This window comes from Labrys okinawensis (assembly GCF_047345005.1).
Taxonomy (GTDB): Bacteria; Pseudomonadota; Alphaproteobacteria; order Rhizobiales; family Labraceae; genus Labrys; species Labrys okinawensis.
On the sequence record NZ_CP178864.1, the window covers coordinates 5,765,496 to 5,784,605 of the forward strand.

Genomic DNA, 19,110 nt, shown 5'->3' on the forward strand with positions numbered 1-19,110 from the left:
CCAACGCCCGATCAAGTCGGCTCCGCGTTGGTGCGGCCCTCGAAGCGGGTCTGCCCGAGATAGTTGTCGACATTGTCCTTGGTGACATAAGCCTGGCTGGTGTCGCTGTTCGCTGGGCCGACCAAGCCGCCGGAGACCTTGTAGAGGAACATCTGCTGCACCGGCAGGAAGCCTTGCAGATAGGCCTGCTGGTCGGTGGTGAAGGTCACGTCCTCACCCTTGATATAGGTCAATGTCTGCGGGAAGAGATCGAAGCCGGCGACAATGCCGCCCTTCTTGGCCAGACCATATTTGTTGGAGACGAAGCCGCAGGCATAGGTATCCGAGCCGCCCGTGCCGAACAGGCCGGCAACGTTCTGGTGGCTGAGATAATAGCTCTCCACCCGGGAGATTTCGGTCTGTGGATCCGGGCCGGAGTTGACGACGTCGTAGGTGACGCCGTTGCCGAAATCCTTGATCGCCTGGATATAGCCATCGAGGCGCGGCTGGGTGTTGAGCGAACCGGGCACGCCGATCGTCAGCATGACATGGGCGCTCTTGGGCAGCAGCTTCAGCCACTTCATGGCGACGTTGTAGCCCGCCGTGTAGAGCGGCTGGCCGACATAGGACAGGCGCTTGTTGGGGCTGCCGGCCGGCACGTCGGCATTGAAGGCGATCACCGGGATGCCGGCGGCGGCGGCCATGTCGGTGGCGGCGTCGAAGGCCTTGGGATCGACCAGGCAAACGGCGATGCCATCGGCCTTCTGGGCAATGGCCGTCTGCATGGCGGACACCATCTCGGAGACCACATTCTTCTGCGAGCCGGTCCACTGATAGGTGGTGCCGAAGGCGGCGCAAGCGTCCTGGATGCCGTAGATGCAGGGGGTGAAGAACTGGTCCAGCGTCACGTGGCAGACGAAATGGAACTTGTAGGGCCTCCTCGGCAGCCCGGCGCTGGCCCCTGAGGCCTGGGCCAGTGCGAGATCGGTCTTCGCCAGCAGTCCGGCCGCACCGCTCGCCAGCGCCGCCGCGCCGAGGCCCGCCTTGGTGGCGAAGCTGAAAGCCTGCCTGCGGTTGAGCCGGCGCTGCGCAAGAAGCTCGGCCTCTTCGTCCTGGAATTCCTTGGTCACTGCAACCTCCCCTTGAGCCGATATGAGCGACGCCTGGAGCGCGCTTCCCATCGTACGGTTACCTTGTTGTACGACAAATTTTCTGTCAATATGTTTTTCGCGCCCTGCGGCGACACAGCTGCCGGGAGGTGGTCGGCATGTGCGGCGAAGCAAGAAATATTCAGGAAAATCAATGTCTAAATTGAAAACGAGGGCCATCACGGCCAGCGGATTGAAGGTGACCACGATGGGCCTTGGAGGCACGGGCCTCGGCAACATGTATCGCGCCACCGATCCTAGGGTTGCCCATGACACCGTGCATGCCGCCTTCGCGAACGGCCTGCGCTACTTCGACACGGCGCCCGTCTACGGCTTCGGTCTTGCCGAAAGCCGGCTGGGCGAAGCGATTGCTTCCCTGCCCCGCAACGAGATCGTGATTTCATCCAAGGTCGGCTACGACCTCGTGCCCATTCCCCCCGAGGAGGTTAAGCCGGTGCTCTGGGACGCCGCCCCACCCTTCCGGGCCGATTTCGACTATTCGCGCGATGGCGTGCTGCGTTCGATCGAGGGCAGCCTGAAGCGCCTCGGGGTCGATGCCATCGACATGCTGGCGATCCACGATCCCGACGAGGCGCTGCATTTCGCCCCGGGGGAGGATCCCTTCGCCCACAGCCGTTTCAGGGAGGCGATGGAAGGCGCCTATCCCGCCCTTGACGAATTGCGTTCGCAAGGCGTGATCAAGGCCGTGGGGGTGGGCATCAACCAGTGGCAGATGCTGGCGGATTTCGTCACCGCCGGCCGTTTCGACTATTTCCTGCTCGCGGGCCGCTACACGCTGCTCGAACAGGAGCCTCTCGCGACCCTGCTGCCCGAATGCGAGAAGCGCGGCACCAGGATCATCATCGGCGGCCCCTACAATTCCGGCATCCTGGCGACGGGCCCGGTGGAAGGAGCGACCTTCAATACGAAAATCGCGCCCCCGGCCGTGCTGGAGCGCGTGCGGCGCATCCAGAGGGTCTGCGAAAGCCACGGCGTGCCCCTCGCCGCCGCCGCGCTGCAATTCCCGCTCGGCCATCCCATCGTGGCCAGCGTCATTCCCGGCGCACGCGCCGTGGCCGAGCTTGAACAGAACCTCGCCTATATGCGCTGGACCATTCCCGCTTCTCTCTGGTCCGACCTCAAGACCGAAGGTCTTGTGGATGCAGGAGCGCCTCTGCCCACTGAGAATTTCCGAGCGATTGCTGAATAGCCGGCTTATCCTTCCGTTGGCTTGAAGGATATGCGCGCGGACCAAGCAGGGTTTCAGTACGCGCTCCAAAGCCCCTTCCCACCGCGCATGAACGCGGCGAAGTGAGGCCGATCTGCAGAAAACGAAGAGAGGGCGGGCGTGATCCCGCCCTCTCTTCGTTCGGACAAAGAGGTTGCCATGAACGGTCCCACGCCGGTGAATGGCCTGGATGACAAAGGCCGGGGTGTTCAGTCCACCCTGAGCAGAAACTCGTGACAGAATCCCACGCTTTTGGATGACTTGACTCAAAATAATGATGGGCGCACACGGCTCGGGCCAAAGCTGAGCCGGCGAATTTGGCGCGCAGGAGCGATGATGCAGAGCGGACGGGCCCGGGTAAGGCGACGAGAAAAGCCAGCGTCGGCGGCCTCTCCCGGCGCCAGGACCGGGCGCACGCCGCTCCTGGTTGCCGAGCATAATCTTCGGGTCACGCTCGAAGCGATCCGCCGTGCCGGTCCCCTCACCCGTCCTGAACTCGCGCGCCGCAGCGGCTTGTCTGCGCCGGGGCTGACCAACATCCTGCGCCGTCTCAGCGAAAACGGGCTGGTGACGGCGAGCCGGCGACGCGGCGAGGGATCGGGCCAGCCCTCGGTGGAGTTTGCCATCAACCCGAATGGCGCCTTCGCCGTCGGCATTCGCCTCGCCGGGGCTGCGAGCGAGGCGGTACTGATCGATCTTGGCGGGCAGGTGCGCGACAGGATCATCTTCGATCCCGGCACCGACCTCGCTGCCGCGATCGGCGAAGTCCTGGCGCGGCTCAGGAGCGGGCCTGCCCAGCCACAGAATATCGTCGGCATCGGCATCGGCGCCAGCACGCCGGGTGCCCTGGACCCGGGAACCCTGAGCGCCGGCCTCAGCCCGCTCCGCGTGATGGTGGAGCGCGATTGTGTGGTCGGCGCCTTGGCGGAACGCATGTTCGGCGCAGGTGCAGTCGATGGCGGCCTCGTCCTCATCGTCATCGACGCAGCGGTGCGGGCAGGCCTCCTGCTGCAGGGCGTTCCCTTCGGTGGCGTGCATGGAAGGGCCGGCGATATCGGCGCGATGCGAACCGGCCCCGACCAGGTGCCGCTCGATTCCGTGGTGGGCCTGGGCGCCCTGCATGCCAGGCTGACGCCCGCCGAGAGGAAGATGCTGCAGGACGGCGAGGATTTGCCCATGACACCAGCCGTGCGCGCCTGGATCGAAACCGCGGCCGGCCATTTGCTCGATGCCATCATCGCTATGGCCGGATTCGTGGCGCCGGGCGCGATCCTGATCGGGGGCGACCTGCCGCGCAACGCGATCGATGCACTGATCGAGCGCATGGTGATGGAACGCGCCGACAGCTCGATCCGGCCGGTCTCGACGCCCTGGATTTCGCCGATCCGGCCGGCAACCTTCGCCGGTGGAGGGATCGCCATCGGCGCAGCCCTGCTGCCCTTGTTCGATCAGCTACTGCCTTCGCCGATGGTGGCAGTCTAAGGGGCCGTCAAAAGATCAGTGAATCGGCGCCGGTGTATGAGAGTGCAGGGGGCGCGGCGCTGGAAGCGCTCAGTCTTGAACGATCCCTTGGTTAGCCGGCCAAACCGCTCGTCAGTGCTCGTGTCAATCGATGGTGCTCTGCGTGGCATCCTACCCCGCGGATGACACAGGCGTTGGATTGCGTTGAACATAGAACGAACGGAGATTGACTTTCGTTCGTTCCCATGCTTTATTCCGTAACGGAATGAGGCGTCAGCGGCCGGCGTAGGAACAACCCGGCTCCGAACGCTTCCATCCACCCCGACAGCCTGTCCAGGCGATAGGCGCGTGCGGCGGTCCTGCTTCCTTTGAAGCCGGCCGCCAGGGGTGACGAGCGGGACAGACGGGATCGGCACACCATGGAAGTGCCACGCGATGGAAAGACCACGCAATCCCCGGACGGAGCGTGAAGGGCTTGAGCCCGGCAACGCCTTCGTCCCTCCTCCCGCCGATGCGGTGAAGACGGCTGATGCCGCCGTCCGGCCAGGATGGATGTCGCTCAGCCCCTTTGCCGAGCCGGCTGGGCCGGGTTCGGATGGTCCGTGCCATCCGCTCCCGGCTCGCCTCCGCCTTCAGAAGGCGGAAAAACAGGTGGCCTTGCGCGCCTTGTCAGCGTGTGAGGCTGCCGGAACGGGGCGATGGTGGCCTGCACCGACAGTGCGGCCTGCATCTTCCATGATCCTGCTTTCACGGCTGCCCCGCAGCCGCCATCGCCCGGTCTCCTCAATCAACCCAGCCCGAAAGGGCGTGGGAACGAGAGCGCTTGCGCATTGTGGTGGGACGACGGCGGAGGCGAGAGAGACTGATGCTTGGGGAACATTTACAAAATCAGTGAATCGGCAAGCCGATGCTCAGGGAACCAGGAATGGCGCGCTCGAAGCACATATGTTTTGACGATCCCAAGCTGTGTTTCAGACCCACCCCTCGAGCCTTACCCGACAGCTTCGTCGCGGCGGCTCTGATCGGAGGCCATTGCCTTGTCCAGCACCTTCTGGATATCGGCAGCGCGACGGAAGGAGGGTTCCTGAGTCTTGCCCGCCCGTACCGCAGCCACGAAGCGCTTGTAGTTGGTGTCGACGGGATCGTAGGGAATGTCGCGCCAGTTGGCCGTATCGAGGTCGCGGCCAAGGCATGCGCGCAGATACGACCTGCCTGTGTCGTAGATCATCTCGATCGAGCCCTTCTCGCCATAGACCCGCAGGCGCAGCTGATCGAGTTGTCCCGCCGCCGTGCGGGTGGCCTGGATGGTGCCGACAGCGCCATTGGTGAAATCGACATTCATGGTGAAACTGTCATTGGCGTCGAGATCATACTCGCCGATGACGTTGCCCTCTATCTTGTCGAAGGTCTTCAGGCGGGCAAACACATGGGCCACGTCGAGGCCCGATCCATAGGACGTGAAGTCGACGATATGGATGCCGATATCGCCGAGTGCGCCATTGGAGCCGTGCTTCCTGGACAGGCGCCAGAGCCATTTGCTTTCGGTCTTCCAGTCTCCCCAGGCCTTGCCGACCAGCCAGCTCTGCAGGTGGGAAGCCTCGATGTGGCGCACGGCGCCGATCTCGCCGGCGAGCACCATCTGCCGGCCCTTCTGCAAGGCGGGCGAGTTGCGATAGGTGAAGTTGACCATACCGACCTTGCCGGATTTCTCCATCGCCTCGGTCATTTCCATGGCGAGACTGGCATCGGTCGCCAGCGGCTTTTCGCAGAAGACATGCTTGCCGGCAGCGATGGCCTGCATGGTGGTAGGGTGATGGATACGGTCGGGCGTGACATTCGCCACCGCATCGAACTCGCCCCACTTCAGGGCGTCCTCGAGGCTGGCGAATTGCCGGGCGATGTTGTGCTGGGCGCAGAAGGCTGCAAGGCGGTCGGGCACGACATCGACGCCGCCCACGACGCTGACGCCGTCGATCGCCGAGAAGTTTTCGGCGTGCTGCCTTGCCATGCCGCCAGTGCCGAGAATGAGAATGCGCATGTTCTTTCCTTGAGCGTGAGCAACAAGGCGTCCCCTGGAAACGCCGGTTTGGGTGAGAGGGATCAGGAACGGGCGACGACCGAGCCGTCCTGCTGGAAGCGATGGATCTGGTCCGGCATCGGGTTGAGCCGAACCGTCTCGCCAAGGCGCACGGCAAACTCACCCCCTGTGCGAACGGTGACGCGTCCTGCGTCCGGCACGTCGGCATAGAGGAACGTGTCGCTGCCCAGATGCTCGGCGACGGCGACGACGCCCTCCCAGCCCTCGCCGTCCCGGCTGACCAGCAGATGTTCCGGCCGTATGCCGATGGTCTCGGCGCCGAGCCGCTGGGCGATCGGGCCAGATATGATGTTCATGTGGGGCGAGCCGATGAAGCCGGCGACGAAGAGGTTCGCCGGGTTGCGATAGAGTTCCAGTGGCGAGCCGACCTGCTCGATCCGGCCCGCGTTGAGCACGACGATCTTGTCGGCCATGGTCATGGCCTCGGTCTGGTCATGGGTGACGTAAACCGTGGTGGTGCCCAGGCGCCGGTGCAGGTCACGGATCTCCGAGCGCATCTGCACCCTGAGCTTGGCGTCCAGGTTGGACAACGGTTCGTCGAACAGGAAGACCTTGGGATCGCGCACGATGGCGCGGCCCATGGCGACGCGCTGGCGCTGGCCGCCCGACAGCGCCGCGGGCTTGCGCTCCAGGTAGCGATCGAGGGCGAGGATCGAGGAGGCGCCTCCCACCTTCCGCGTGATTTCGGACTTGGGCCGCCGCGCGATCTTCAGCGAGAATCCCATGTTCTGATAGACCGTCATATGCGGGTAGAGAGCGTAGTTCTGGAACACCATCGCGATGTCGCGTTCCTTGGGGGCGAGGTCGTTGACCACCCGGTCGCCGACACGGATCGTGCCCGAGGTGATCGATTCCAGGCCGGCGATCATGCGAAGCAGGGTCGATTTTCCGCAGCCCGACGGACCCACCAGGACGATGAAATAACCGTCCTCCATCTCGACGTTCAGGCCATGCACGACTTCGAGCGCGCCATAGCTCTTGCGCACGTTCTCGATGCTGACCGAAGCCATGCTGGTTTCCTCCTCGGGTCGTCTTTTGGCGACTTGACACGAAAACAAAGTCACTTAATCTAATCAATGCAGCATCAAAACTACCTCAGGTCAACTGTGAGAATTCCGCTGCAGGGCATTCCCTTGGGAGGAAACCATTGTGATGAGACATCTCGTCGGCGCCTTGGCGCTGAGCACGATCCTATGCTCCGCACTGCCCGCCTATTCCGATGATCTGACGGCCTCTGACCGTATCGGGCTGGCCAGCGCACCCAACAAGCTGATCCTGCGCGTAACCCTCGACAGTCCCGGCAATGCCGATGCGGCCATCGGCAAGGGCTACCAGGATCTCTATGTCGACTTCATCAAGAAGCACCCCGACTGGCAGCTCCAGCTCCAGTACATGTCTCAGGACATCGGCACCGAGCAGGCCAAGATGCTCGAGCAGGCCAAGGCCGGCACGGCGCCGGATTGCGCATCGGTCGACTCGTTCGTGCTGGGCCAGTTCAAGGTCAATCATGTCCTGGCCGACTTCACACCGTACTTCAGCAAGGAGGAGATCGCCGACCTCTTCCCCTTCGTGCGCGATGGCATCAGCGACAAGGATGGCAAGATCTACGCCTGGTGGTGGGACACCGATCTGCGCGTCCTTTATCGTCGCACCGATATCAACAAGGATGCGCCGCAGACCTGGGACGATCTCAAGAAGGCGGGCCTCGCCTCCAAGGAACAGGGCATGGAGGGCGTGCTCTTCAATGGCGGGCGCTATGAAGGCGCCACGTTCGACTGGCTGTCCAATTATTGGGATCTCGGCGGCAAGCTCGTCGACGATGCCGGCAAGCCCGTGTTCGGCGACGACGAGAACCGGCCGAAATTCCTCAAGGCCCTCAACTATTATAAGGATCTGGTAGACTCCGGCGCCGCGCCCAAGCGTGTGACGACCATAGCCAACTATGACGATCTGAACGCTGCCGCCGCTGCCGGAACAGCCTCCTTGTTCTTCGGCGGCAACTGGCAGCTTGCCCAGCTCAAATCGACCCTGGAACCGGATGCCTTCGCCAAATGGGCGTTCTCGCCCCTGCCCGGGCCGACGGCCGACAAGCGCCAGACCGGCACCGGCGGCTGGACCTTCGCTTCCTTCAGCAAGGACCCCAAGAAGATCGAGATGTGCGCCAATTTCGTGCGCGACGTCTATATGGGCCCTGCCAACGCCTTGCAGCAGCAATTGCCGACCAGGGCGTCGCTGTTCGACAAATATCCGGTGTTCGCGACCGCAGAGAACAAGACCTTCGCAGCGGCGCTGAAGGACGGCCAGGCCCGCCCGGGCGCGCCCATCTATCCTGAAATCTCCAATCAGATTCAGATCATGATGGGCGACGTGCTGTCGGGGACCAAGTCTCCCGAGGACGCCTTGACTGGCGCCTATAACGCCGCTCTCGAAGCCTACAAGCGTCTCTAGCGGCGATAAGCCGGCGCCGCCTGTCTCCTCCCCGGGCGGCGCGACCTTTTTCTCGATCCGGGCGAACCAGGCGAACCATGAGCGCAGTGACCACGGCCCCCCTGACAGGCCGACTTGCCAGCCGGTTGGGACGCCGCTTCACAGGCGCGCCCTTGCCCTGGATATTGCCGGTTATCCTGGTGATCGGCATCTTCTATCTCTATCCGGTCTTCGACGTGTTTCGTCTGGCGTTCACGGACGCCACCCTGATCGGCAATCGCGAAAACTATACGCTTGGCTCGATCGTCAACGGGCTGGGCTCTCCGGCGCTTCCGGGCATCCTGCTGACCACGCTGATCTTCACGGGCGGCAGCGTCGTCGGCCAGCAATTCTTCGGCCTGGCGATTGCGCTGGTGGTCATCCGTGGCGAAAAGCGCCGCCTGTGGGGCACCACGACGCTGCGCACCACTGCGCTCGTCGCCTGGGTGGTACCCGGCATCGCGGGCGGCATCATCTGGCAGATGCTGTTCAGCGAGGCGCCTTACGGCGCGCTCAACAGCATCTTGCGGGTCATGCACCTGCATCCCGTGGCCTGGCTTTCCGATCCCGGCATCGCGCCATGGTCGGCCGTAATCGCCAATATCTGGCGCGGCACGGCCTTTTCGATGGTGGTGATGTACGCCGCCCTCAAGAGCATCGACCCTGCGCTCTATGAAGCAGCCGAGATGGATGGCGCCTCGGCCAGCCAGCGCCTGATCTACATCACGCTGCCGCAATTGCGGGCGGCCATCCTGGTCAACATGATCCTGATCACGATCCTGACCATCAACACGTTCGACGCCATCATTGCGCTGACGGGCGGCGGCCCGGGACGCGCCACGGAAGTGCTCTCGCTCTATGTCTTCAACATCGTCTTCCGCAATTACGACCTTTCGGGCGGCAGCGTGCTGTCGGTGCTGATGCTGGTGATCAGCCTGGGGCTTGCCCTCGTCTATGCCTGGTTCCTGCCGCGGGAGGAGCCGACATGACCGGCAAGACCGTCAACCGCATCGGCGACGTGCTGAGCTATGTCTTCATGGCGGTCACCTTCGTGTTCTTTGCCGGGCCGCTTTCCTGGCTGCTGTCGATCGCCATGCGCGACAAGCGGGAGATCTATCTCGGCGTCTCCCGCTACATTCCCAAGAACCCGACCTTCGACAATTTCGTCGCGGTGATGACCAACAGCTTCTTCCCGACCTATCTGTGGAACGGGTTGAAGCTCGCCTCCCTCAGTGCCGTCGGCGTGCTGATCGTGGCGATGCCGGCCGCCTATGCCTTCTCGCGCTTCACCTTCCGCGGCAAGGGCCTGTGGATGATGGCGCTGCTGGCGTTCCAGATGATTTCACCGCTGGTGATCATGGTGCCGCTCTATCGCTACATGAATCGCGTGGGCCTGACCGACAGCCATTTCGGCGTCATCATGGTCTATATCGCCCTTGGCGTGCCGCTCGCGGCCTGGCTGCTCAAGGGCACGGTCGACGCCATTCCCAAGAGCCTCGACGAGGCGGCGATGATCGACGGCTGCAGCCGCTTCTCGACATTCTGGCGCATCATCCTGCCGCTGTCCGGGCCGGGCATCGCGTCGGTCTTCATCATCACCGTGATCGCCGGCTGGTCGCAGTTCCTGGTGCCGTTCCTGCTGCTGACGAAGAACGATCTGCTGCCCATCGGGGTCGGCATCTTCAACTTCAAGGGCATGCAGACCGATTCCTCGATCCAATTGCTCGCTTCCGCCTGCCTGATCTCGGTCGTGCCGGCAATCGTCGCCTTCCTCCTGCTCCAGAGGTTGATCCTGGGGGCGATGACCTCGGGCGCGGTCAAGGGATAGGCCGGCTTCGCAACGGCGCCAGATGCAATTCGAGCCGTGTCAATTCGAAAGTGGACTGTCAGTATCATGGTCGCGCGACAACGGGCCCAGCCAATCCAGACCGAAGACCTTGCCGGTTCCAATGCGGGGCATGCCGGGGAACACAATCGCGCCCTTGTGCTGCGGGCAATCCACCGGGATGCACCGATCTCGCGCGTCGAAATCGCACGCAAGACCGGACTGACCAAGCAGACGATCGCCCGCATCGTGGACAAGCTCCTCGACGAGGGGCTGATCATGGAGGCCCGTCGCCGCCACGGCCTGCGCGGCCAGCCAGCCATCGAGCTCGAGATCAATCCGGAAGGCTGCTACTCGATCGGCGTGCATATCGACCGCGACCACCTCACCATCCTGGCAGTTGACGCCATCGGCACCGTGCGCGGGCGCGTCCACCACGAGAAACGCGCCATCCTCCCTGCTGAATTCGTCGAACTCACGGGCGAGGCGATTTCCTATTTCCGCCGCAGCAAGCTGATCGACGAGGCCAGGTTGAGCGGCATCGGACTGGCCATCCCCGACTGGCTCGGCGAGATCCCGTTTCTCGGCATGCCCGAGACCTATTCGCAATGGGCCAATTTCGACGTGCGCGCTGCACTGACGAATTTTACCGCTCGCCCGATCTTCATCGACAATGAGTCCAACGCCGCCGCGGTGGCCGAGCTCGACTATGGCCTTGGCGCGGAGAGCCGCGACTTCTTCTACATCTCCATCAACGCCCTCCTCGGCGGTGGCCTGGTGCTCGACGGCGTGCGCCATCGCGGCGCCATGGGCCTCAGTGGGGAAATAGGCTGGATGCCTGTCATCACCGACGACGGCCGAACACCCCGAAGGATCACATTGCTCGGGGAAGTCTTTGCGTTGCTCTGGCTCTACGAGTATCTGCGCCAGCATGATGTCCATGTGACCAAGCCGCAGGACCTGCTGGCGCTGGACGCTCGCGGGCGAGCTCTGGTCTCCGCCTGGCTCAAGCAGATGAGCATCCACATCGCCGACGCGGTCGTCCACATCGGCCTGATTGTCGATCCCGATGCCGTGCTTGTCGGCGGACGGCTTCCGGTTCGCATGATCGACGAGCTGCTGCGCTACATCAACGAGCATCTCGCCAAGGCAGACCCGAACCTGCCCTCCATTCACCGCGCCTCGATTGCCGAGGACGCCGGGGCGTTGGGCGCGGCGGCGATGTCGACGGCCTCGGCGCTGATGCTCGGCTCGGTCGACCCAGCCCAGCGTACGCGAATGCCGCTCCAGAATTTGCAACGACCGACAGGCTTTTGAACCGAACCCTCCGTTGCGGGCCATCGAATAACTGAAAGAAATTATGATGAAGATCGGTTTTTATACCTCCACATTCAACGATCGTCCGGCCGAAGAAGTGATCGGCTTTGCAAGGGACACCGGATTCGATGCCATCGAACTCGACGTCCGAGGCCATATCAAGACGCCCGAGAACGTGGCGCCTGTCGTCGCGAAGGCACGGGAGGCAGGGCTATTCGTCTGCTCGATCACCCTTTTCGGCAACCAACTCGATCCCGAGCCGGCGCAGCGCCAGACCTTGCACAAAGCCACGAGCGAGTTCGCCCAGGCCATCGGCGAGGCGGGCGTCCCGATTTTGGTGATCTTCCCGGGCCGCGACAGAACCTCCCCGGAAGAGGACAACTACGCCGGCTTCGCAGCCCATATGAACCAGCTCATCGCCGACACCGCCGCCAGTGGCCTGCAATTTGCGATCGAGAACTGGCCTGGGCCGAACGATGATTTCATCGGTGTCACGCCGGAAGGCTGGCTGAAGCTGTTCTCGCTGATTCCCAGCAGCCGCTTCGGCCTCGAATTCGACCCGTCGCACCTGATCCGCCTGGGCATCGACCCCTATGCGGCGCTGGATCTCGTCAAGGACCGCGTCAAGATCCTGCACGGCAAGGACACCTCAATCGATCCCGAGCGGCTGCAAACCATCGGCTATCACGCCAAGGGCTGGTGGCGCTATCGCCTGCCCGGCAGCGGCCTTCTCGACTGGCCCCGGTTCATTGCCCAGGCTCGCGGTTTCGGCTTCGACGGCACGATTTCGATCGAGCACGAGGACTCGGACTATGGCTGGCCGGGCAAGGATCTGGCGGCCCGCAAGGAAGGCGAGCGCAAGGCCCTCGCCTTCCTCAGGGAGGTCATCGGCTCGCGCTAGCGCCCGCCAGTCATCAGATCCCGCAGACGCCGCGCTCGCGCGGCCTTCGGAGCGCGGCTCCACTTCCCCAAACGGTTTTTCGACAGGACAGATCCATGGCCCTCACCCTCTCCCAGCGGCTCAATCGACTCAAGGTGCGGTTGGCGGAACTCGCCTTCTGGCGCGAGCGCGAACGCCGTCCGATCGACAACTGGACCTTCGAAGGCGAACCGATCGCCAGGGGCGCATTCTGGCCGCGCCGCGATGGCGTGGTGCATCTGGCTGCTTCCGCCGAGGTTCCCGAAGACTGGCCGCTGGCGGAGACTCGTCTGTCGCTGAATGTCGGCGGCGAAAGCCTGCTCTCCCTGACCTATGCCGACGGTGAGGTCGTCCGTTTCGGTCTCGATCCCTATCATGAGGAATTCCCGCTGAGGGCCGGGCCTTTCACCATCGCCACCGACAGCGTGGCGCGCCTGCCCTTCGGCGAGCCGGTGCGCGAGCCTCGCCTAAACCGTGCCGAGCTTATCTGGCTGGACCTGCCGGTCCACCGCTTGCATTTGCTGCTGACCCAGATCGCCGAGGCGGTGGCGGCGCTCGAGGGCCACGAAGTGGTACCCCATCTGCTCGACGCCGCGGAGGCGACGACGCGGGCACTCGACTGGCCGTCGGCGACCGCCGATTATGTCGCGCGCACCGCTAAGGAGGCCGGTCAGCAACGGATATGGCAGTTGCCCGAACTCATCGACGCGCCGGCAGGCCTCAACCAGGCCGAGCGGGCCAGCGTCGCCACGGCCTGCGACACCCTGGTGGCGCAGTTGCAGGTCCTGAAGCAGCGCTTCCCCCAGCAGGGGGAAATCGCCTTGACCGGACATGCCCATATCGATCTGGCCTGGCTATGGCCCTATGACGAGACGCGACGGAAGATGCGCCGCACCTTCCACACCGCGCTGTCGCTGATGGAGAAGTCCGAGGACTTCCGCTTCAATCAGTCGACGGCCCATTATTATGCACAGATGCAGGAGGACGATCCGGCCCTGTTCGAGAAGATCGCGGCACGGGTGAAGGCCGGCAATTGGGAAACCGTCGGCGCCATGTGGGTCGAACCCGACACCAACATGCCGACGGGCGAAAGCCTGGCGCGCCAGATTCTCTATGGCCAGCGCTACTTCGAAAAGACCTTCGGCCTTCGCCATACCGTTTGCTGGCTGCCCGACTGCTTCGGTTTTTCAGGAGCACTGCCGCAATTGCTCAGGCAGGGCGGCGTCGACAACTTCTTCACCATCAAGGTCAATTGGAGCGAGACCAACCATATCCCAGCCGATCTGTTCTGGTGGGAAGGGCTCGACGGCAGCCGGGTTCTGACCCACACCTTCGACAACCCCATGCATGGCTATAACGGCTTCGTGCAGCCCGATTGCTTCGTGCCGACCTGGAAGAATTTCCGCGGCAAGACCAAGCATCCCACCACGCTGCTGGCCGTGGGTTATGGCGATGGCGGCGGCGGCGTGACACCTGGCATGATCGAGCGCGAAGAACAACTGCGCGATTTCCCCGCCTTGCCCAGGGCACGCTGGACTACGATCAAATCCTTCTTCGAGAGCGCGCAGCAGAGCGCGCGAGCGCAGAAGATGCCGGTCTGGCTGGGTGAGATCTATCTGGAACTGCACCGCGGCACGCTGACCACGCAAAGCGGTGTCAAGCGCATGCACCGGCAGGCCGAGCGCGCGCTGATCACGGCGGAAGCGCTCGCAAGCCTGAACCATATGATCGGCGGCGAGAAGCCGGGCAGCCTCGAAACGCTCTGGCGCGTGGTGCTGAAGAATGAGTTCCACGACATCCTGCCGGGCTCGTCGGTCCGGGAGGTGTACCAAGATGCCGAGCGCGAGCTTGGCGCCGTCATCGACAACGGCCTTGCCGCCCAGCAGGCCGCGATGAAGGCTATCGCCGGTAACCTCGCCAGGGGATCCGTCAGCGACGCCCTGGTCGTGGTCAATCCGTCACTGTCGGCTCGGCCGTTGCGGCTGCGCCTTGACGACGGCGGCTTCCTCGCCGCCGGAGAGAGCGTGCCGCCGATGGGCATCGCCGTGTTCGACCGATCGCGCCTGGCTGCCGTGCCAGGCCTGTCCGTCAGCAAGACACATCTCGAAAACGCTCATTTGCGGGCGACGATCGGTGCCGACGGCACTATCACCAGCCTGGTTCACAAGGCCAGCGGCCGCGAGGCACTCGCCGGCCGGGGCAATCAGCTCTGGGCCTATCCGGTCGACAAGCCACGCAACTGGGATGCCTGGGATGTCGAGGAGGACTATGCCGAACGCGGCGAGGAATTGCTCGACGTCGAGAGCATCGAGGTCATCGAACAGGGGCCGCACCGCGCCGCCCTGCGAATTCTCAGGCGCTATCGCCATTCCACCGTCACGCAAACACTGGCGCTCGCGGCCAACGGCCTGCGGCTCGACATCGAAACGCATCTGGACTGGCATGATCGCCGCGTCTTCCTGCGCACCCAGACCCCGGCGGCGGTGCGCTCCTCCACCGCCACCTTCGAATGCGCCTATGGCGTCACCCGGCGCACGACCCACACCAATACCTCATGGGACGAAGCGATGTTCGAAGCGCCGGGCCACCGCTTCGTGGATCTCTCCGAACCCGGCTTCGGCCTCGCCTTGCTCAACAACGCCAAATACGGCCATAGCGTGCGTGGCAATGTGATCGGCCTCAGCCTGTTGCGCTCGCCGACCTATCCGGATCCGCAAGCCGATGAAGGCGAGCAGAACTTCACCTATTCGCTGATGCCGCATGGGGGCGACTGGTTCGACGCAGGTGTGCGCGAAGAGGCCGAAGACCTCAACCAGCCGCTGCTGGCGACAGGTGCGAATGGCCTCGCCGAGGGTGTCGTGGCGCCCATAACCACCACCGGCATTCCGGCCGCCTTTTCTGGCCTGAAGCCTGCCGAGGACGGCAAGGGGCTGATCCTGCGCGTCTACGAACCGGCCGGCCGGCGCGGGGATTTCAACCTTGCCCTGGCAGGTGGCTGGAGCGCGCAAGGTCCGCTCAACATCCTGGAGGAAGCGATGGACCGCGGCGATGGCGCCGATCTCCGGCCATTCGAAGTCAGATCCTGGCGGCTCACGCGCTGAGCGGGCCGGCGCTTGCTGACCATGATGCCAGTGGGGTGCGCGACTCGATTACGCGCACCATCTCCACCTTGCGTGAAGAGCTGGGCCGACCGCTGACGTGGGATCGGGGAACCGAAATGGCGTGGCATGCCCGGCAGCGAACCAGGGAGCCTGGAAGGCAGTGGCTTAATCCGGCGCCTTCTGAACTATACACAACATATTGAAATATAATATCTTTGGTGTGCTGTGCGCTGCTCCACGCGAGTCTGCGTGGCATAAATAGATAGATATTGACAGAATTTGAGAAGACGCCCTTACTGATGGCCTTCGAGGTCCATCTCGATGTCGGTGTCGATCGGCTCGCTGCTGTTCGACGCCCAAGGCAAACCAAGCCGTCCGATCAACGAGACGGCGGATAGCCAAGCCTACGCGCGGCCGAGCATCCGCGCGCAAGCACGCAAATAAACATTCAAGGAGGAGGGAGTCTCATGCGAGGCAAAATATTTCTGAGTGCAGGCATTCTTGCCTTAGCGCTGTCAACCGCATCCGCGTTCGCCCAGCAGAAGGAAGTAACCGTCTGGTCCTGGTTCGTTCAAAGCACCATGCAGAAGTCCATCGATGCCTTCGAGAAGGCGCATCCGGACATCAAGGTCACCTATACCTATTACAACTATTCACCGGAATATATTACGGCGCTGAAGGCGGCGGCAGCCTCCGACAGCCTGCCGGACGTGATCGGCCTGCAGCCTGGCTCCCTCACGCAGCAATATCGCGATAAGCTCGAGCCGATCGACCAGCTCGCCGCCAAGGCCTGGGGCGATGGCTGGCAGGACAAGGTGTTCCCGGTCAATCGCCGGCAGATGCAGATGGGCAATCCGGCCGGCGACAAGAACAACTACCTCGTGCCGCAGGAGTCGCAGGTTCTCTGCATCTGGTACAACAGGAAGCTGTTCGACCAGCTCAAGATCTCGGTTCCCAAGACCTATGCCGATCTCAAGGCAGCCGCCAAGACACTCACCGATGGCGGCTATATCCCGATGTTCCAGGGTGCTGCCGACGGCTGGCAGAACGAGAACGTCTTCCTGATGCTCGCCAACCAGTTCTCCGCCGGCATCGTGGACAAGGCGCAGGCGGGCCAGGCACCATGGACATCGCCTGAACTGGTCTCGGCCATGAAGGCGTGGAAGGGCCTGTTCGATGACGCCATCTTCCAGCAGGGCGCCCTTGGCGCGCACGCCTATCCGACCGGCGCGCAGTTGTTTGCGCAGGGGCGGGTAGGCATGATGGCGCTCGGCTCCTGGTGGATGCAGGAAAGCAAGTTTCCGCCCCCGCTATCCGAGTTCGTCCAGAACATGGACGGATTCGACTTCTTCTACCTGCCGTCCGTCAAGGACGGCGGATCCGCCAGCCCGCCGGTCGGCGGCATCGACATCGGCTACGGCCTGACCAAGAATGGCGCCAAGCATCCCGAATCCTGGACCTTCCTGGCCGAGCTGACCAATGGTGTCGGCCTGCAGGAGGCGCTGAACGACCTCAACGACCTGCCGGCCTTCTCGGGACATGAGCCGAAGGGCGACATCACCGATCACGTCAAGGAGATGTCGGCGCGCTTCATGGCCGATCTGCCGAAGGCCGAGAACCAGCGCTTCGCTTCCCCTGCCGTGTCCGAGGCCCTCGACAATGCCCTGGCCGGCGTTGCCGCCGGCAGCCTCGAGCCGGACGCGGCGCTGGCTTCGGTCCAGGCCGCGACCGACAAGGCGCTCGGCAAATAGATCCTATCTCGACCGGGCGCTCCACGCGTCCGGTCCCTTACCGGGGATGACAGCATGCAGGCTCAAGCCGGGCAGACGATCCTACTTTCGTCGCGGCGGCCGGGACGGGGCCGCCTTCTTTCCTATGGCTTTGTGCTGCCGGCGGCGACGCTGTTCGTCATTTTCATCGCCTATCCGATACTCTGGGTGATCGGCCAGAGCCTGTATGCCAAGAATGCGGCCGGCGCCCTGGTCATGAGCGGCTTTGCCAATTATGCGGCCGTGCTCGCGGACCCGACCTTCTGGATCGTCGTGCGCAACATGGCGCTCTGGGCGATTATCACCATCCCGGTGCAGATGCTGATCGGCGGCCTGCTCGCCTATTTCATCGAGCGCCACACCCTGCGCCTGCGCGGCTTCTTCCGGACGGCATTCTTCCTGCCCGTGGTGACGTCGGTGTCCGTCGTCAGCCTTGTGTGGGTACAGATCTACGCGCCCTATTACGGCATCGCCCAGGAATATCTGAAGCATCTCGGCATCGTCATGGTGAACTCACCGATCGGCGATCCAAAATCGGCAATCTACGCACTGGTCGTCGTCAATATCTGGCAATGGACCGGCTTCTCGATGCTCATGTACATCGCGGGTATCGCCAACATGCCGAGCGAAATACTGGACGCCGCCCGGGTCGATGGCGCAACTGGCTGGCGCCTGGCCGTGCATGTCGTGGTTCCGATGCTGGCGCCCGCGACCAAGTCGCTGTTGCTGCTCGGGGTCATCGGCACGCTGCAGACCTTCCCGATCGTCCATCTGATGACCGGTGGCGGGCCGAACCACGCCAGCGAAGTCTTCGGCACCTTCATCTTCAAGCAGAGCTTCGTTCTCGGTGACACGGGAGGCGGCGCGGCGCTCTCGGTCATCGTGCTGCTGCTCGCCCTTGTGCTGTCGCTTGTCCAGATCGTCCTCCTCGGCGCCCGCCTCACGCCCGCCTCGAAGGAACGCCAATGACCAGCCTCGGCCGAAACCGACTGCATTCGCTGCTCGTGCATGTCGTGCTCTTCGCAGCGCTGGCCCTGTGGATGGTTCCCCAGATCTACATGCTTTCCATTGGCCTCAGGACACCGGCTCAGGCCTTCAATCCCGCTCTCGTGACCTGGCCTGTCACCCTGGACAATTTCGTGACGGTGATAAGGGACAACCCGCTGGGCCGCATCTTCCTCAACAGCCTCATCGTCACGGTCGCGACGGTTGCGATCGTCGTGGCGCTGTCGTCGTTGTTTGCCTTTGCATGCGCCGTTCTGCGCTTGCGGGGAACCACCTTCCTTTATGCAACGCTGCTGACGACACTGATGGTGCCGCTCGCCTCGCTGGTGCTGCCGCTGGCGATCCTTCTCAAGAACTTCGGCTGGATCAACACCTATATCGGCCTGATCCTGCCCTATGCCGCGCTCGGCGTGCCGTTCGCCATGGTGATCCTCAAGGCGTTCATGGAGGATTCGCCGCAGCAGCTCTTCGAAGCTGCCCGTGTCGATGGCTGCACCCCCTGGCAGACCTATTGGCACGTTGCCCTCCCCCTCGTGCGGCCGGCGCTCGTCTTCGTCATGATCTGGCAGTTCATCGTTACCTGGAACGAGTTCTTCCTGGCCCTGATCGTCCTCACAAGGACCGAGTTGAAGACCCTGACCATCGTGCCGATGCAGTATTCCGGGCTCTATATGGCGAATCCGGGCGCCCTGTTCGCGATCCTGACGCTGATCGCGCTTCCCCTGATCCTCCTCTATGTGCTGGTCCAGCGTGCCTTCGTTCGCGGGCTGCTGGCCGGCGCCGTGAAAGGTTGA

The 19,110-nt window shown here is 63.4% G+C and carries 15 protein-coding genes; 12 read left to right on the top strand and 3 right to left on the bottom strand.

The genetic code is table 11. The features are described 5' to 3' along the window. Positions 1-11: 11 nt before the first annotated feature. Entirely contained in the window at positions 12-1,109 is a 1,098-nt protein-coding gene (locus ACMDCR_RS26965) for a sugar ABC transporter substrate-binding protein (RefSeq protein ID WP_413989563.1), read from the bottom strand. Between the two features lie 172 nt (positions 1,110-1,281). On the opposite strand from ACMDCR_RS26965, the gene ACMDCR_RS26970 reads away from it, so the two are divergent. Both ACMDCR_RS26970 and ACMDCR_RS26975 read left to right on the top strand, forming a co-directional pair. After that, positions 1,282-2,337 carry an aldo/keto reductase gene (locus ACMDCR_RS26970; RefSeq protein WP_413989564.1) on the top strand — a complete coding sequence of 352 codons (1,056 nt, stop codon included), beginning with the start codon at positions 1,282-1,284 and terminating at the stop codon, positions 2,335-2,337. 351 nt (positions 2,338-2,688) lie between these two features. Beyond that, positions 2,689-3,837: an ROK family transcriptional regulator gene (locus ACMDCR_RS26975; RefSeq protein ID WP_413989565.1), complete on the top strand. Its 1,149-nt coding sequence runs from the start codon at positions 2,689-2,691 to the stop codon at positions 3,835-3,837. A gap of 970 nt (positions 3,838-4,807) precedes the next feature. Here the strand turns inward: ACMDCR_RS26975 and ACMDCR_RS26980 are convergent. Together ACMDCR_RS26980 and ACMDCR_RS26985 are read right to left on the bottom strand one after the other, a co-directional pair. Then, positions 4,808-5,854, bottom strand: a complete 1,047-nt coding sequence (locus ACMDCR_RS26980; RefSeq protein ID WP_413989566.1) for a Gfo/Idh/MocA family protein — start codon at positions 5,852-5,854, stop codon at positions 4,808-4,810. Positions 5,855-5,916: 62 nt separating this feature from the next. Further along, positions 5,917-6,924 carry an ABC transporter ATP-binding protein gene (locus ACMDCR_RS26985; protein WP_413989567.1) on the bottom strand — a complete coding sequence of 336 codons (1,008 nt, stop codon included), beginning with the start codon at positions 6,922-6,924 and terminating at the stop codon, positions 5,917-5,919. Positions 6,925-7,066: 142 nt separating this feature from the next. Here ACMDCR_RS26985 and ACMDCR_RS26990 point away from each other — a divergent pair, with 142 nt between their 5' ends. The 10 genes from ACMDCR_RS26990 (at position 7,067) to ACMDCR_RS27035 (ending at position 19,110) form a co-directional block, all read left to right on the top strand. Next, the gene (locus ACMDCR_RS26990) at positions 7,067-8,362 is read left to right on the top strand and encodes an extracellular solute-binding protein (RefSeq protein ID WP_413989568.1); all 1,296 of its coding nucleotides are present in this window, start codon (positions 7,067-7,069) and stop codon (positions 8,360-8,362) included. Between the two features lie 77 nt (positions 8,363-8,439). Further along, on the top strand, positions 8,440-9,369 hold the full coding sequence (locus ACMDCR_RS26995) for a carbohydrate ABC transporter permease (RefSeq protein WP_413989569.1): 930 nt from the start codon (positions 8,440-8,442) through the stop codon (positions 9,367-9,369). Continuing rightward, positions 9,366-10,208, top strand: coding sequence for a carbohydrate ABC transporter permease (locus ACMDCR_RS27000; RefSeq protein ID WP_413989570.1), 843 nt, complete (start codon positions 9,366-9,368; stop codon positions 10,206-10,208). The genes ACMDCR_RS26995 and ACMDCR_RS27000 overlap by 4 nt, the downstream gene beginning before the upstream one ends. 66 nt (positions 10,209-10,274) lie before the next feature. Next, a complete protein-coding gene (locus ACMDCR_RS27005) occupies positions 10,275-11,522 on the top strand; it encodes an ROK family transcriptional regulator (protein WP_413989571.1) in 1,248 nt (415 codons plus the stop codon). 46 nt (positions 11,523-11,568) lie between these two features. Continuing rightward, positions 11,569-12,423, top strand: a complete 855-nt coding sequence (locus ACMDCR_RS27010) for a sugar phosphate isomerase/epimerase family protein (protein ID WP_413993744.1) — start codon at positions 11,569-11,571, stop codon at positions 12,421-12,423. A 95-nt stretch (positions 12,424-12,518) separates the two neighbouring features. Continuing rightward, positions 12,519-15,542, top strand: a complete 3,024-nt coding sequence (locus ACMDCR_RS27015) for an alpha-mannosidase (protein WP_413989572.1) — start codon at positions 12,519-12,521, stop codon at positions 15,540-15,542. Positions 15,543-15,863: 321 nt separating this feature from the next. Beyond that, positions 15,864-15,986 carry a hypothetical protein gene (locus ACMDCR_RS27020; RefSeq protein ID WP_413989573.1) on the top strand — a complete coding sequence of 41 codons (123 nt, stop codon included), beginning with the start codon at positions 15,864-15,866 and terminating at the stop codon, positions 15,984-15,986. Between the two features lie 23 nt (positions 15,987-16,009). After that, on the top strand, positions 16,010-17,293 hold the full coding sequence (locus ACMDCR_RS27025) for an ABC transporter substrate-binding protein (protein WP_413989574.1): 1,284 nt from the start codon (positions 16,010-16,012) through the stop codon (positions 17,291-17,293). A gap of 54 nt (positions 17,294-17,347) precedes the next feature. Continuing rightward, positions 17,348-18,280, top strand: a complete 933-nt coding sequence (locus ACMDCR_RS27030; RefSeq protein ID WP_413989575.1) for a carbohydrate ABC transporter permease — start codon at positions 17,348-17,350, stop codon at positions 18,278-18,280. Beyond that, positions 18,277-19,110 carry a carbohydrate ABC transporter permease gene (locus tag ACMDCR_RS27035; RefSeq protein WP_413989576.1) on the top strand — a complete coding sequence of 278 codons (834 nt, stop codon included), beginning with the start codon at positions 18,277-18,279 and terminating at the stop codon, positions 19,108-19,110. Before ACMDCR_RS27030 ends, ACMDCR_RS27035 begins: the two co-directional genes overlap by 4 nt.

Excerpts from the sequence above, each read along its gene's own strand:
- ACMDCR_RS26970 (WP_413989564.1), top strand. The coding sequence starts at position 1,282 with ATGTCTAAATTGAAAACGAGGGCCATCACGGCCAGCGGATTGAAGGTG.
- ACMDCR_RS26975 (WP_413989565.1), top strand. The coding sequence starts at position 2,689 with ATGATGCAGAGCGGACGGGCCCGGGTAAGGCGACGAGAAAAGCCAGCG.
- ACMDCR_RS26980 (WP_413989566.1), bottom strand. The coding sequence starts at position 5,854 with ATGCGCATTCTCATTCTCGGCACTGGCGGCATGGCAAGGCAGCACGCC.
- ACMDCR_RS26985 (WP_413989567.1), bottom strand. The coding sequence starts at position 6,924 with ATGGCTTCGGTCAGCATCGAGAACGTGCGCAAGAGCTATGGCGCGCTC.
- ACMDCR_RS26990 (WP_413989568.1), top strand. The coding sequence starts at position 7,067 with ATGAGACATCTCGTCGGCGCCTTGGCGCTGAGCACGATCCTATGCTCC.
- ACMDCR_RS26995 (WP_413989569.1), top strand. The coding sequence starts at position 8,440 with ATGAGCGCAGTGACCACGGCCCCCCTGACAGGCCGACTTGCCAGCCGG.
- ACMDCR_RS27000 (WP_413989570.1), top strand. The coding sequence starts at position 9,366 with ATGACCGGCAAGACCGTCAACCGCATCGGCGACGTGCTGAGCTATGTC.
- ACMDCR_RS27005 (WP_413989571.1), top strand. The coding sequence starts at position 10,275 with ATGGTCGCGCGACAACGGGCCCAGCCAATCCAGACCGAAGACCTTGCC.
- ACMDCR_RS27010 (WP_413993744.1), top strand. The coding sequence starts at position 11,569 with ATGAAGATCGGTTTTTATACCTCCACATTCAACGATCGTCCGGCCGAA.
- ACMDCR_RS27015 (WP_413989572.1), top strand. The coding sequence starts at position 12,519 with ATGGCCCTCACCCTCTCCCAGCGGCTCAATCGACTCAAGGTGCGGTTG.
- ACMDCR_RS27020 (WP_413989573.1), top strand. The coding sequence starts at position 15,864 with ATGTCGGTGTCGATCGGCTCGCTGCTGTTCGACGCCCAAGGCAAACCA.
- ACMDCR_RS27025 (WP_413989574.1), top strand. The coding sequence starts at position 16,010 with ATGCGAGGCAAAATATTTCTGAGTGCAGGCATTCTTGCCTTAGCGCTG.
- ACMDCR_RS27030 (WP_413989575.1), top strand. The coding sequence starts at position 17,348 with ATGCAGGCTCAAGCCGGGCAGACGATCCTACTTTCGTCGCGGCGGCCG.
- ACMDCR_RS27035 (WP_413989576.1), top strand. The coding sequence starts at position 18,277 with ATGACCAGCCTCGGCCGAAACCGACTGCATTCGCTGCTCGTGCATGTC.